Origin of the sequence: Flavobacterium oncorhynchi, assembly GCF_002217355.1 — a bacterium.
Lineage (GTDB): Bacteria > Bacteroidota > Bacteroidia > Flavobacteriales > Flavobacteriaceae > Flavobacterium > Flavobacterium oncorhynchi.
Window position 1 is genome coordinate 1 of sequence record NZ_MUHA01000025.1, and the last position, 13,375, is coordinate 13,375.

13 protein-coding genes, 2 tRNA genes and 1 pseudogene are annotated in these 13,375 nt (G+C 32.8%); 4 read left to right on the plus strand and 12 right to left on the minus strand.

Annotated features, from left to right (window positions below):
- Positions 1 to 394 precede the first annotated feature (394 nt).
- The 8 genes and pseudogenes from B0A75_RS15765 to idi all read right to left on the minus strand — a co-directional run.
- Positions 395 to 816, minus strand: a pseudogene (locus B0A75_RS15765) (DUF4294 domain-containing protein); the annotation flags it as partial.
- A gap of 127 nt (positions 817 to 943) precedes the next feature.
- Positions 944 to 1,020 (minus strand) — tRNA-Thr (locus B0A75_RS15770).
- Positions 1,021 to 1,126: 106 nt separating this feature from the next.
- A tRNA-Thr gene (locus B0A75_RS15775) sits at positions 1,127 to 1,200 on the minus strand.
- Between the two features lie 76 nt (positions 1,201 to 1,276).
- On the minus strand, positions 1,277 to 1,543 hold the full coding sequence (locus B0A75_RS15780; RefSeq protein ID WP_068843886.1) for a hypothetical protein: 267 nt from the start codon (positions 1,541 to 1,543) through the stop codon (positions 1,277 to 1,279).
- Between the two features lie 57 nt (positions 1,544 to 1,600).
- Positions 1,601 to 2,569, minus strand: a complete 969-nt coding sequence (locus B0A75_RS15785; protein WP_089055251.1) for a type I phosphomannose isomerase catalytic subunit — start codon at positions 2,567 to 2,569, stop codon at positions 1,601 to 1,603.
- 57 nt (positions 2,570 to 2,626) lie between these two features.
- Positions 2,627 to 3,085, minus strand: coding sequence for a peroxiredoxin (locus B0A75_RS15790; protein WP_089055252.1), 459 nt, complete (start codon positions 3,083 to 3,085; stop codon positions 2,627 to 2,629).
- Between the two features lie 3 nt (positions 3,086 to 3,088).
- Positions 3,089 to 3,499: a 6-carboxytetrahydropterin synthase gene (locus B0A75_RS15795; protein ID WP_089055253.1), complete on the minus strand. Its 411-nt coding sequence runs from the start codon at positions 3,497 to 3,499 to the stop codon at positions 3,089 to 3,091.
- A 20-nt stretch (positions 3,500 to 3,519) separates the two neighbouring features.
- A complete protein-coding gene (gene idi / locus B0A75_RS15800) occupies positions 3,520 to 4,047 on the minus strand; it encodes an isopentenyl-diphosphate Delta-isomerase (RefSeq protein WP_089055254.1) in 528 nt (175 codons plus the stop codon).
- A 300-nt stretch (positions 4,048 to 4,347) separates the two neighbouring features.
- Here idi and msrB point away from each other — a divergent pair, with 300 nt between their 5' ends.
- Both msrB and msrA read left to right on the plus strand, forming a co-directional pair.
- Entirely contained in the window at positions 4,348 to 4,905 is a 558-nt protein-coding gene (msrB, locus tag B0A75_RS15805; protein WP_089055255.1) for a peptide-methionine (R)-S-oxide reductase MsrB, read from the plus strand.
- 8 nt (positions 4,906 to 4,913) lie between these two features.
- The gene (gene msrA / locus B0A75_RS15810) at positions 4,914 to 5,522 is read left to right on the plus strand and encodes a peptide-methionine (S)-S-oxide reductase MsrA (protein ID WP_089055256.1); all 609 of its coding nucleotides are present in this window, start codon (positions 4,914 to 4,916) and stop codon (positions 5,520 to 5,522) included.
- Between the two features lie 61 nt (positions 5,523 to 5,583).
- Here the strand turns inward: msrA and B0A75_RS15815 are convergent, their stop codons facing one another.
- Complete coding sequence (locus B0A75_RS15815) at positions 5,584 to 6,021, minus strand: META domain-containing protein (protein ID WP_089055257.1); 438 nt, start codon at positions 6,019 to 6,021, stop codon at positions 5,584 to 5,586.
- 502 nt (positions 6,022 to 6,523) lie between these two features.
- On the opposite strand from B0A75_RS15815, the gene B0A75_RS15820 reads away from it, so the two are divergent.
- The gene (locus tag B0A75_RS15820) at positions 6,524 to 7,480 is read left to right on the plus strand and encodes a quinone oxidoreductase family protein (protein ID WP_089055258.1); all 957 of its coding nucleotides are present in this window, start codon (positions 6,524 to 6,526) and stop codon (positions 7,478 to 7,480) included.
- 67 nt (positions 7,481 to 7,547) lie between these two features.
- Here B0A75_RS15820 and B0A75_RS15825 read toward each other — a convergent pair whose 3' ends face one another.
- Positions 7,548 to 8,627, minus strand: a complete 1,080-nt coding sequence (locus tag B0A75_RS15825; protein ID WP_089055259.1) for a DUF6630 family protein — start codon at positions 8,625 to 8,627, stop codon at positions 7,548 to 7,550.
- A gap of 163 nt (positions 8,628 to 8,790) precedes the next feature.
- Positions 8,791 to 10,350: an NAD(P)/FAD-dependent oxidoreductase gene (locus tag B0A75_RS15830; RefSeq protein WP_089055260.1), complete on the minus strand. Its 1,560-nt coding sequence runs from the start codon at positions 10,348 to 10,350 to the stop codon at positions 8,791 to 8,793.
- Positions 10,351 to 10,827: 477 nt separating this feature from the next.
- Between B0A75_RS15830 and B0A75_RS15835 the strand changes: the two genes are divergently transcribed.
- Complete coding sequence (locus B0A75_RS15835; protein WP_089055261.1) at positions 10,828 to 11,067, plus strand: hypothetical protein; 240 nt, start codon at positions 10,828 to 10,830, stop codon at positions 11,065 to 11,067.
- A 60-nt stretch (positions 11,068 to 11,127) separates the two neighbouring features.
- Here the strand turns inward: B0A75_RS15835 and recQ are convergent, their stop codons facing one another.
- Positions 11,128 to 13,323 (minus strand): DNA helicase RecQ, encoded by a 2,196-nt coding sequence (gene recQ / locus B0A75_RS15840; protein WP_089055262.1) that lies wholly within the window; start codon positions 13,321 to 13,323, stop codon positions 11,128 to 11,130.
- Positions 13,324 to 13,375 lie beyond the last annotated feature (52 nt).

Sequence of the window (13,375 nt, forward strand, 5' to 3'; positions counted from 1 at the left end):
TTTTCTAACTCCTATTTTGAGGAGTTCTTAGCTGTTTTGGCTGTTTTTCTTGTTTTACAACACGAACTCTTGGAAGTAAAAGCTGATTTTCGGTGTTTTCCAATCGTCTTCCAACACAAAGAAGCCGCGTTTTCTCTTTTTAACTCGGCTTATCTTCTCAAAATAGACTTCGTAATTAAAATCGAAACATAAATCATTCTGCTTGCAGAGACAAAACAAAAGATTCTAGCCTTCTCCGCAAATTAATCCCTTTTCAAAATCTCAAAACTATCCTATCTCATCCCTTTTTTACTCGTACATATATTATAGTACATTTTTACACTTATATATGTATAAAAACAAACCCGACAGGTTTTGAAAACCTGCCGGGCTATGATTACTATATATTATAGTATTAGTTTTTATTAAATGCTTTTGCTTTCGCTTCCCAATACTCCATCAAATTATCATAATTCACAGGATTAACTGGTGTTTGATTGAGCAAACGCCCAGATTCAAAAGCACGAACCAGAATTGTTTCTATTAGATAGCCTTCATTTACTTCATATATGGCTTATACTCGGTTTTTAGACTTATATCAAATAAATTCGCTGTTGTATTCGACACAAATGCCTTGAAACCGCTTTTTAAAGTCTTTATCAGCTCATAGGTCGTGCCCCCCCCCCTTTGACGATAAATCAATTTTACAAGGATCTGACCTTGCTTTCTAGACAACATCTTTAACCTGTCTTCAAATTCATTATTAAGGTAACCCTCAACGATCTTGAAATACTTTTTCTTTTCGCGATTACTACTCAAACGTACCATACCTTTATTCCAAAAAAAACCAAAGCCACAATTCAAATCCCTTCAACAAGAAACAAACCTCATCCTTCACCCCTCTAAACACAATTACCAGAAGGCACAAATAAAAAAAACCATCACAAATGTGATGGTTTTCTTTTGGAGCCGATAGAGGGACTCGAACCCACGACCTGCTGATTACAAATCAGCTGCTCTAGCCAGCTGAGCTACATCGGCCTATTTTCCGGGTGCAAAGATAAAATTGTTTTTTAATATTCCAAAAAAAATTTCACACCACTCTTTATTATTAAAAAACCACCACATTTCTGTGATGGTTTTGTTGAGCCGATAGAGGGACTCGAACCCACGACCTGCTGATTACAAATCAGCTGCTCTAGCCAGCTGAGCTACATCGGCCTCATTACGGGTGCAAATATAAAGCGGTTTTTCGTTTTACCAAAATAATTTTGCCCTTTTTTATACTTTTTTTTGCTTACAATTCGTTGATTTTAGCAATCAATTGATTAGCAGTTTCTTCCAATTCAACATTTATTTGTTTGAAGTGCGCTTTTTTATTTTCAACGTTCTTTGCATTCACTTTTGTGATCAAAGTATCAAAAGCCGTAATCGCTTCATCAACTAAAGCATTCGTTTCTGGAGTAGGATTTCCTGTTGTAGACATTTCAAACAAGTAAACCGCCTCAATAATATCTCCTAATACAAAATTGATGTCTTTCTTTAAATTTTTAACGTTTGCCATTTTTATTATAATTTTAATTTGCGTCTGCAAAAATACACATAATCTTTATATTACACGCTATGAAATGTAAATTTCTAAAATTGAAGCTTTTCCATTCAAAACAAATGATCTTACAGCGGCAGGAATTAATACTGTATCTCCTTTTATATAAGTATGCTTGAAGTCATCATATTCAATTTCAAAACTTCCATCGATACACATATAAACGGTAAATGTTTCACCAGATTTAAAAATTTCAGTATTACTTTCTAATGGAATATAATTCGTAGTAAAATAAGGACAATCAACTACAACATTTGAAGTGTTTGTTTTTGAATCGTATTCTTTCTGTGTATTAACTTTATTGTAGTTAATTGCATCAAGTGCTAAATCTACATGAAGCTCTCTTTTATTTCCTTGTGCATCTACACGATCAAAATCGTATAAACGATAAGTAATATCTGATGTCTGTTGAATCTCTGCAACTACCAAACCTGCACCAATTGCATGAACAGTTCCTGTTTCTAAAAAGAAAACATCTCCAGCTTTTGCTTTTACATTGTCTAGAATAGAAACTAAAGTATTATCTCTTAAATGTTTTAAATATTCCTCTTTACTTGAGTTCTCTTTAAAACCAACAATAATTCTAGAATCAGTATCAGCCTGCATTATATACCACATTTCGGTTTTGCCAAATGAATTATGACGCTCTTTTGCTAATTTATCATTTGGATGAACTTGAATTGAAAGATCTTCTCTTGCATCTAAATATTTAAAAAGCAACGGAAATTGTTTACCGAAACGCTCATGAACTTTTGTTCCCAAAAGCTCATTTGGAGTTTCACCAATAAGCTCCATTAATGTTTTTCCTTTTAATTCTCCGTTAGACACAATACTAATATCACCTTCTACTGTAGACAATTCCCAACTTTCACCAGTAATTTTAGAAGAAATGGGCTTATTTAATATTGTTTTTAATTTTTCGCCTCCCCAGATTCTTTCTTTTAAAATTGGTTCAAATTGCAAAGGGTATAAACTTGATTTCATATTTTAATTTTGAGACTAATAGCTTAAATAAACATAAACTAAAAGCTTTTATTTTATTTATAGTACTAACTCTTTAATTATTTCTAATGCTTTTGGAATGTGCTTTGATGCATTTACACTATCAAAAATATAAATGACAACACCATTTCGATCAATAATATAAGTAACACGTCCTGGCAGAAGACCAAACAAGTTGTTACGTACACCAAAAAGATGTCGCAGTTTTTTATCTTGATCTGAAAGTAAGATAAAAGGCAGCTGATGTTTATCTGCAAATTTATGATGCGATTTTACACTGTCACTGCTAATACCAATTACTTCTGCACCTAAAGTCGCAAAATCTTCATATTGATCTCTAAAACTACAGGCTTCAGTTGTACAACCAGGTGTATTATCTTTTGGATAAAAATAAATCACTAAAGGCTTGCGGCCTAAAACACTCTGGCTTTCAAAAATATCCCCGTGATTATCTTTTGCAGTAAAATTCGGAACTATATCTCCTATTTTTAATGACATTTATTATTCTCCTTTATAAGTTACAAAATTGCGATCTGTTTCATAAAGCACGATTTCTAAATCAAAATCAGGCTGAATTCTTTTTCTAATTTTATTCCATATCACAACAGCAATATTTTCTGCGGTTGGATTCAAATCTCGAAATTCTGGAACATCCAGATTCAGATTTTTGTGATCAAACGGAACTTCTACTTCTTCAAGTATAATATCCGCTAATACTTTCACATCTAAAACAAAACCAGTTTCTGGATCAATTTTACCTGTAACACTTACTGTTAAACCATAATTATGACCATGAAAATTGGGATTATTACATTTTCCAAAAACAGCAGTGTTCTTTTCTAATGTCCAATCTTTTCTATGTAATCGATGTGCAGCATTAAAATGTGCTTTTCTTGATATGGTTACTCTCATTTAGGTTTGGTTAGCTTTGGTTATAATTTGTGATCTTCGAGATAATGATCAAATTCATCAAAAATTATCTTAAACCACACAGTATAAAGTTCAGGCTGTTTTTCAATATCAGCTTTAACATCTTCTATTTTCATCCATTTCCAGTCTTCAACTTCATCTGGATTTATTAAAGGCTCTTCATTATAATACCCAATCATTACATGATCAAGCTCGTGCTCTGTCAAACCGTTATCAAAAGGTGCTTTATATATAAAGTGAAATAATTCTTTCAGCTCCGCTTTAAAACCCATTTCTTCAAACAGTCTTCGACTTCCTGCTTCTATATTGGTTTCACCTTCACGCTGGTGACTGCAGCATGTATTAGTCCAGAGTAATGGAGAATGGTATTTATGATGTGCACGCTGCTGCAGCATCATTTCATTTTTATTATTTAAAATAAAAACTGAAAAAGCACGATGTAAAACAGCTTTTTCATGAGCTTCTAATTTTGGCATCAAACCAATCTGCTCATCATTTTGGTTAACTAATATTACGTTTTCTTCTGTCATATGGCGCATTAATCAAACAAAAATACGAAAAAAGAAATGGCTTAAAAATCTCAGCAGACATTGTGAAAAGTTTAACTTGTCTCGAATCTACACAAAATACTGACTTACAACATACTATATATTACCTTTTCTTTTAAAATCCTTTAAAAATAAGATTTAAAAACTGTATTGATGAGTTTTACGTAGATAATAAAAAGTTAAAACATACTTAAATATATCTGAATTGTAAAATACACGACATTTGAAGGGAAAATGTAGTCGTATCTTTGAAAAAGAAACAGAATTAAAGCTTTAAAAAAAATGAAAACAAAAAAACAAATTCTTAGTCTTTGCTTTTTAATTCCACTTTTTATTTTACAGGCATGCGGGCAAAATACTAAAAAACAAACTGCAAATACTGTTACTGCTATGGAAAATAAAATCAGCAAACCCGGAAATCCATACTATTCAAATACTGACACAACTAAATTAAATGTGAGTAATGCTGCATGGAAAAAAGTACTTCCTGAAGATGTTTATGCGGTCATGCGCGAAGCTGACACTGAAAGGCCTTTTACCGGAAAATATTGGAATACTGATGAAAAAGGAACTTATTACTGCGCTTCATGCGGAAACAAACTTTTTAGATCTGGTGCAAAATTCGCAAGCAGCTGCGGCTGGCCAAGCTTTTTTGAGCAAGACAATAAAAAAAGTGTGGTTTACAAAAATGATAATTCTCTCGGGATGGAAAGAATCGAAGCGCTTTGCGGCCGCTGCGGAGGGCACTTAGGACATTTATTTGATGATGGACCCGCTCCTACTGGAAAACGTTATTGCATGAATTCGATCGCTCTGGATTTTATTCCTGACAACAAATAAACTGAAAAATGAAAAATACAATTTTAATCTCCCTTTTTGCGCTAGCCTTAAACGGATTTTCGCAAACTAAAAAAGCTTCAAATCTAGATACTATTACACTTGGCGGAGGATGTTATTGGTGTGTTGAAGCTGTTTACGAAAATCTGGATGGGGTAAAATCTGTTGTTTCTGGATTCTCTGGCGGAAAAAATGCAAATCCTACTTATGAAGAAGTCTGCACAGGTACAACTGGTCATGCGGAAGTAGTTCAAATTACATTCGACAAAAATGTAACAGATATAAACGAAATCTTCAAAGTATTTTTTACTGTCCACGATCCGACTACACTAAACAGACAAGGTGCTGATGTTGGAACACAATATAGATCTGTGATTTTTTACAAAAATACTGAACAAAAAAAAGCGGCTGAATCTATTATTTCCGAATTGAACAAAGCAAAAGTTTACAGTAATCCTATTGTAACTAAAGTTGAACCTTTTAAAGCTTTTTATAAAGCTGAAGATTATCATCAAAATTATTATTCAAACAACAAGAATCAACCCTATTGCAAAATGGTAATTCAGCCTAAACTGGAAAAATTTGAAAAAGTTTTTAAAGACAAACTAAAGAAGAAATAAAAAAAGAACATAAAAAAGGGGAAATGATTTTTAATTTCCCCTTTTTTATGCCCTTTTAAAACTATTGTTTAGCTACTTTTTTAAATCTCATCATTGGCACATCGCCTTGAATTAAATTTAATTTTCCATCTTTATCAACAGAGTAACTTGTAATTTTTCTCATTTGTTTTAAAAATTGCTGTTCACCGCCGCCTTCACAAAACATCATTGTAGTTGGTCCCGGTTCTCCAAAAGTCAGCGATTTTCCATTTAAAGTATATGGCGCACTATAACCATTACATCCATTATTACCAAAAACTTTTGTTTCTTTCTGATCAAAACTAATTTGTGGTTTTTTATTTGGATACAAACCTTCAAAAGCAATTCTAGGACCCGAAATATATTCTAATTCCCAAGTTGTATCATAAATATTTGCTGTGCTTTTACTCTCTTTTGATGCCATACATGAAGTAAGTAATAAGGTTAAAACTGAAACGACTGCAAGTGTAAGTTTTTTCATAAAGATGTTTTTTTTAGATTAATATTTTTTGTTCTCGAAAATTTAAATTCTTCTATAAACATTGCTTTCTCAATATTCATGCCTGTTTGCACAGATTGCTAAAAATTCTAAATCTTTAAAAATTTAATTTAAGTCTGAAAAATGTACTTCAGTAATAAATTCTATTTCAATATAAATCACACTTTTCTGACATCTAAATTACATATTTTTTATTCAAAATACTACCAATCAATTATTTAATACAAAATATTCCGTTGTTCTTTTTTTAGTAATTTACGATAATCAAAAAAAACAAAACCATCCGCTAAAATCAAAAACTAACAAACCAGTTTTTTTTATTCTTATTCGTCTTAACTATTATTCATTCTCCAAAAAATCTTAATAATCCCTTTATATAGATAACTATTGGGAACGACTGAGAGAAAATAAATCTAAGCCTCAAATATTCTGAGACTTTTTCTTTTGATTTTTTCCGAACTTTACATTCTTAAATACATTAAAAATGAAAGCACTTACCTTCTCTACTTTTGGAGAATCAGATGTTTTAGAATATATCGAAATCCCGAATCCGCAGTTAAAGAGCGATGAAATTCTAGTTGAAATGAAAGCTATTGGATTAAATTTTGCGGATGTTTATAGACGAAAAGGAAATTATCATTTAAAAGGAAACCCACCTTTTATTGCTGGTTATGAAGGTGCAGGAATTGTTGTTGATTCTAATAATTCAGATTATAAAATAGGAGATCGTGTGGCTTTTGCCGATGTTCCTTTTGCTAATGCTGAATTAGTTGCTGTTAATACAAATCATGTTATTCCTTTGCCAGACGATATTTCTTTTGAAACTGCTGCTTCTGTTTTACTGCAAGGTTTGACTGCACATTATTTAGCAACCGACAGCCATAAAACCACAAAAGGCGAAACTGTTCTAATTCATGCAGCCGCGGGAGGTGTTGGTCAACTTTTAACACAAATCAGTAAACTGCTGGGCGCGAATGTTATTGGTATAACCTCATCTGCAGAAAAAGCAAAAATAGCAATTAAACACGGAGTAGATCATGTTTTACTATATAATGAGGATTGGAAATCAGATCTTTTTAAAATAATCCCAAAAGGTGTCGATGTGGTTTACGACAGTATTGGAAGTACTTTAATGCAAAGTTTTGAAGTTACGAAAGAATGCGGTCAAGTTGTTTTTTTCGGAATGGCGGGCGGAGATCCTGAATTTGTAAATCCTAGAATGTTAATGGACAGTTCTAAAACTTTAACTGGAGGTGATTTGTGGAGTTATTTAAATTCTAAGGAAGAAAGAATAAAAAGAGCCAATCAACTATTTAATTGGATATTAGATAAAAAAATCAAACTTTCAGAACCAACTTCATTCAAACTATCGGAAGGAAAAACAGCACACGATTTTTTAGAAAGCAGAAAAAGCACTGGAAAAATAATTTTGATTCCTTAAACTTTTTTTTCGCCACAAATTCATGAATTATTTAAAACAAAACGTGACTCGTGGCGAAAAATATACTTTACAATTGATCAATTTCTATTTTAGTCAATTCTGACAATTCTAAAATTCTGTCGACTTCATTTTTGTTGGCAACAAAAAACAAATAGCTGTCTCCTTTTGTGTCATAACTCATTAACTCTAATTCTTGTTTTGCTAACTCTTTTTGTATATAAGGAAACAAATCGTGACTGTAAGTTTCTTCAGGATAATCAAATTTAAAATCTTGATCAATCAAATCAGACACTATGGCTTCAGCTTCTTCTGCATCAAACTTCCAGTCGCTTTGCCAGCTGTTTATTCCTTCGAAAAAGTCAAACTCATCATCGTAATCATAGTCCTCAACTCCTTCCTCATAAGCTTCAAAAAGAGTCCTTGCTTGATCTTTTAACAATTCTTCTTTCATTTCGCCTCTCGAAATCAATCGCAAAAATTCTTGAAAATGCTCAATTGAAGTACTTTCAGCTATTAGACTTTCTGTTGAAGGTTTTACAACTGTTGCAGGTATTTCGGCTCCTAAATATTCGCAAATACCCTGCAAAACAATTTCAAAATCCTTAAAACCAATTTTCTGAATTTCATTAGTGGGTTCTTTTATATCAACTGCTTTAAGTTCTAAAAGTCCACGTGTATAATCATAAAAATAGCTATTATTATATAGTAATTTAAAATCGTTTGTTTCCATGCTGTCTGTACAACAAAAGAAAACAATGAAATTATTTAAAACATGCTTCAAATGTTTTTTCATTTCTGGAGCGGGCTTTGAGAAAAATTCGATGTGAATGTAGTAATAATTCAATCCTTCCTTTATCTCTTCATCTGAAAGCGGCCCTATATTTACCTTTTTATATACCTCATTTAAAATTTCGTATGCATTATTAAAACCTGCTTTTTTGATTTCTGCTTTTCCCTCATCATGATCAAATGAATCTGGAACAGAATATAAGGTTACAGAAACAGTGTCATGAATTCCTTTCATTTTGAAATTCAACCTGCTGGATTCGTGGTATAAATGAGAATAAACTTCGTATAAAACATCAAAAGAAACAATCGACTTTGGGTCGTTATTTCTATTAAACAAATTAGAGAAAAAACTGCTCATTAAAATTAGGGTTTAAAGAATCGAAACAATTACTAAATTAACTATTCAAAACTATGGTTTATTTACTACAAAAATAACAAACCAATATTTTTTTTATACCCAATACATTATACTATGCGACTTTTAAATAATTTATAAAAACGTTGTAACAAAAAACAAGCTCTTATTTCAATGTTTCTGCAATCATCAAAGCACATTTTTCCCCGTCGATTGCCGCAGAAATAATTCCTCCTGCATAACCCGCTCCTTCGCCACATGGATATAAGCCTTTTATCTGTAAGTGCTCTAAAGTTTGAGCATCTCTTGGAATTCTGACTGGCGATGAAGTTCTGCTTTCTGGTGCGTGTAAAATTGCTTCATTAGTCAAATAACCTCGCATTGATTTACCAAATTCCTTAAAACCTTCACGTAAAATCTGTGATAAGAAACCTGGAAAAACCTGTCCCATTTCGACAGAAGTTGTTCCAGGAACATATGATGTTTTTGGAATATCCGCAGAAACTTTGTTTTGTGTAAAATCAACCATTCTTTGTGCCGGAACTTTTTGAGTTTGTCCAGCTAAATGCCATGCTTTTTGTTCAATGCTTTTTTGAAATTCCATTCCAGCAAGAGCGCCAAATTTTGCAAAAGGTTTAAAATCTTCTAGCTTCAACTCAATTACAATTCCTGAATTTGCTGTTGCTTGATCTCGTTTCGATGGTGACCATCCATTTGTAACGACTTCGCCTGGGCTTGTAGCACAAGGTGCAATTACTCCACCTGGACACATACAGAACGAATACATTCCGCGACCATTTACTTGTTTTACAATCGAATATGGTGCCGGCGGCAAATGTTCCCCTCGGTAATCACAGCTGTATTGAATACTATCGATTAATTCCTGCGAATGTTCTGCACGAACTCCTAAAGCAAAAGGTTTTGCTTCAATTAAAATTTTCTTTTTATCTAATAATTCAAAAATATCTCGCGCCGAATGTCCAGTTGCTAATATTAATTTATTAGCAAGAATTTTATCGCTATTTTGAGTTACAACTCCCTCGACTTCATTGTTTTTTACCAAAATATCAGTTACGCGAGTATCAAACAAAACCTGACCACCAAACTCAATGATTTTATTTCGAATATCTTCAATAATTTTTGGCAGTTTATTAGTCCCGATATGCGGATGTGCTTCAATCAAAATATCTTCTGAAGCCCCAAAAGCAACCAAAAGTTCTAAAATCCTAGTAACGTCACCGCGTTTTTTAGATCGCGTATACAATTTACCATCAGAGTAGGTTCCTGCTCCGCCTTCTCCAAAACAATAATTTGAATCTTCGTTTACGATATGTTCTACATTTATTGCTTTTAAATCACGTCGGCGTCCGCGAACATCTTTTCCTCTTTCCAGTACAATTGGTTTCAAACCTAATTCAATTAATTGCAAGGCAGCAAAAAGTCCAGCTGGACCTGCACCAACAACAATGACTTCTTGTGCAGAAGAAACGTCTTTATATATAGGTAGTTCAATTTTGGTTTCCTGAAACGGTTCTCCTTTTAAATAAATAAGAACTTTCAAGTTTATTTTAATCGCTTTTTGACGTGCATCAATAGAGCGTTTTAAAATCGAAACATGCTGAATTTCTTGAGCAGAAATTTTAATTTGCTTAGACAAATGGTCTTTTAGCAATGATTCGTTTGCAGCAATTTCTGGTGTTACTTGAAGTAAAAGTTCTTTAGGCATTTTTTTGTGTTTATTCTATTAGCTTTTCTTTCTATGAAAAGAAGATGCAAAAGTACTACTTTGAACTGACTTTATGTAATTAACCGCAAAGTGCGCTAAGTTTTTTTTAGATACAGTTTTATAAAATACAAAGTTCGCAAAGCTTTATGTTGACGTAACTTTGCGAACTTTATGTTTTCCATGTTTAAAGAAAAAATAAATCTTAGCGCACTTTGCAGTTAATTTATGCAGCAACTTTCCATTTCCTAAAATCTTTACTATTTATTTTTAGCCACAGATTATTGGGATTAAAAAGATTTATTTAAGAACGGTTAGACATACTGTCGTGCGTCTAACCTATTACGGGCACACGTTACGTAAACACACTGCAGTGCATCTCTACACAAAAAAAACTTAGAACCTTAGCATCTCAGAATCTTAGAACCTTTAAAAAAGACTTTGTACCTTTGCCACTCTGAATCTTTTCACTTAAAAAAAATGTCAAGAAAAATAAAACTAATCTGGGATTTTCGTGGCCCAGCTTCTGCAAAAACAGCCGAACATCATGAAATTCATTTAAAAGAATATATTACAATCGAAAAACTTCCTTTAAATATTACGGGATTTAAAATCATAGACGATATGTACGCCATAGCTTTTATGGTGGTAACTGATGAAAATATGATTCAAGTTAGGGATGCTTTGAAACCACATCGAGGAGAGATTTATTCTGAGTAAGATGTAAAATGAAAAATGTGAGATNNATCTCACATTTTTCATTTTATATCTAACTTATAACTAGTTAGCTACTTCACTGATAAACTTAATACGCATCAAACGTAATTCATCAATATCGTAATCACCGTCGAATTCTTTTAGGGCATCTTCGATTTTGTCTGATTCTGATTCCATGAAATAATCGTGAATTTCTTCTTGCTGATCATCATCGAGCATATCATCAACCCAATATTTGATATTCAGCTTCGTTCCCGAATATACAATTTGCTCCATTTCTTTAATTAAAGCATCCATCGAAAGTCCTTTTGCAGAAGCGATATCGCTTAAGGGTAATTTTCGATCTATATTCTGAATGATATACAATTTATTGGCAGAATTTACTCCGGTAGATTTTACTACTAAATCATCTGGACGAATAATATCATTGTCTTCAACATATCTGCTGATTAAAGTAACAAATTCGCTTCCGTATTTTTTAGCTTTTCCTTCTCCAACTCCGTGAATGTTGTACAATTCAGTTAATGAAATTGGATATTTTAAAGCCATATCTTCAAGCGAAGGATCTTGAAAAACAACAAACGGTGGAACACCTAATTTTTTGGCGACTTTTTTACGCAGTTCGCGCAGCATTCCTATTAAAACTTCATCAGCAGTACCCGATGATTTTGATGAAGCAACAATAGCTTCATCATCAGCTTCACTGTATTCATGATCTTCTGACATCAGGAATGAAACTGGTTTTTTGATAAAATCTAAACCTTGTTTCGTGATTTTTATTACGCCATAAGTTTCAATATCTTTTGACAAATAGCCGCTTACTAAAACTTGTCTAAGTAAAGCCATCCAATATTTCTCGTCATGATCTGAACCTGAACCAAAAAAAGACTGCGTATCTGTTTTATGCGCTTTTATAACGGCATTAACACGACCAATTAAAGTAAAGACAATTTCTTTTGACTTATATATATGTTTGGTATCGCGAACAATTTCAAGCAATTTAACCACTTGATCTTTGGCTTCAACTTTATTTTTAGGATTACGAACATTGTCATCCATATCTGCACCTTCACCAGTTTCGCTGTCAAACTCTTCACCAAAGTAATGAAGTAAAAATTTACGGCGTGACATTGAGGTTTCTGCATAAGCTACCACTTCTTGCAAAAGGGCAAAACCAATTTCTTGTTCAGCAACTGGCTTACCAGACATAAATTTTTCTAATTTCTCTACATCTTTATAAGAGTAATATGCCAAACAATGCCCTTCGCCGCCGTCACGACCTGCACGGCCTGTTTCTTGGTAATAACTTTCTAATGATTTTGGAATATCGTGGTGAATTACAAAACGAACATCGGGTTTATCAATTCCCATTCCGAAAGCAATTGTTGCAACAACTACGTCAACATCTTCCATCAAAAACATATCCTGATGTTTTGCTCTCGTTTTTGCATCTAAACCTGCATGATAAGGAACAGCGCTAATTCCGTTTACTTGTAAAACCTCAGCAATCGATTCTACTTTTTTTCGGCTCAAACAGTAAATAATTCCTGATTTGCCTTTATGTTGTTTGATAAATCGAATAATATCCGACTCAATATTTTTAGTTTTTGTACGTACTTCGTAATATAAATTAGGTCTGTTAAACGAAGCTTTAAAAGTATTTGCATCCACCATATCCAAGTTCTTCAAGATATCTTCTTGTACCTTTGGTGTGGCAGTAGCAGTAAGTCCAATAATTGGCACTTTACCTAATTGTTTAATTATATTTCTAAGATTCCGGTATTCTGGTCTAAAATCATGTCCCCACTCTGAAATACAATGTGCTTCATCTATAGCAACAAATGAAATGGGTACACTTTGCAAGAAAGTAACATATTCTTCTTTTGTTAAAGATTCTGGAGCTACATACAAGAGTTTAGTCAATCCAGACGAAATGTCTTTTTTAACTTGTGCAATTTCTGTTTTGGTAAGTGAGGAATTCAGTACATGTGCAATTCCGTTTTCTGAAGATAGGCTTCGAATCGCATCTACCTGATTTTTCATCAAAGCAATTAAAGGAGACACAACAATGGCTGTTCCTTCCTGAATTAAAGCGGGTAATTGATAACAAAGAGACTTTCCTCCGCCAGTAGGCATAATTACAAAAGTATTCTTTTTATCTAAAATACTCGTAATGACTTGCTCTTGCAAGCCTTTAAATTGGCTAAAGCCGAAATACTTCTTTAATTCCTTATGTATTTCAATTTCGTTTGAATTCATTCTTTATTTAAATGGATATTTTTGTATAAATTTGCAACACATAAAGATACAA

What these genes read in the sequence shown, in the direction of transcription:
- B0A75_RS15780 (WP_068843886.1), bottom strand. Translation starts at nt 1,543, where the DNA reads ATGGCAAACGTTAAAAATTTAAAGAAAGACATCAATTTTGTATTAGGA.
- B0A75_RS15785 (WP_089055251.1), bottom strand. Translation starts at nt 2,569, where the DNA reads ATGAAATCAAGTTTATACCCTTTGCAATTTGAACCAATTTTAAAAGAA.
- B0A75_RS15790 (WP_089055252.1), bottom strand. Translation starts at nt 3,085, where the DNA reads ATGTCATTAAAAATAGGAGATATAGTTCCGAATTTTACTGCAAAAGAT.
- B0A75_RS15795 (WP_089055253.1), bottom strand. Translation starts at nt 3,499, where the DNA reads ATGAGAGTAACCATATCAAGAAAAGCACATTTTAATGCTGCACATCGA.
- idi (WP_089055254.1), bottom strand. Translation starts at nt 4,047, where the DNA reads ATGACAGAAGAAAACGTAATATTAGTTAACCAAAATGATGAGCAGATT.
- msrB (WP_089055255.1), top strand. Translation starts at nt 4,348, where the DNA reads ATGAAAACAAAAAAACAAATTCTTAGTCTTTGCTTTTTAATTCCACTT.
- msrA (WP_089055256.1), top strand. Translation starts at nt 4,914, where the DNA reads ATGAAAAATACAATTTTAATCTCCCTTTTTGCGCTAGCCTTAAACGGA.
- B0A75_RS15815 (WP_089055257.1), bottom strand. Translation starts at nt 6,021, where the DNA reads ATGAAAAAACTTACACTTGCAGTCGTTTCAGTTTTAACCTTATTACTT.
- B0A75_RS15820 (WP_089055258.1), top strand. Translation starts at nt 6,524, where the DNA reads ATGAAAGCACTTACCTTCTCTACTTTTGGAGAATCAGATGTTTTAGAA.
- B0A75_RS15825 (WP_089055259.1), bottom strand. Translation starts at nt 8,627, where the DNA reads ATGAGCAGTTTTTTCTCTAATTTGTTTAATAGAAATAACGACCCAAAG.
- B0A75_RS15830 (WP_089055260.1), bottom strand. Translation starts at nt 10,350, where the DNA reads ATGCCTAAAGAACTTTTACTTCAAGTAACACCAGAAATTGCTGCAAAC.
- B0A75_RS15835 (WP_089055261.1), top strand. Translation starts at nt 10,828, where the DNA reads ATGTCAAGAAAAATAAAACTAATCTGGGATTTTCGTGGCCCAGCTTCT.
- recQ (WP_089055262.1), bottom strand. Translation starts at nt 13,323, where the DNA reads ATGAATTCAAACGAAATTGAAATACATAAGGAATTAAAGAAGTATTTC.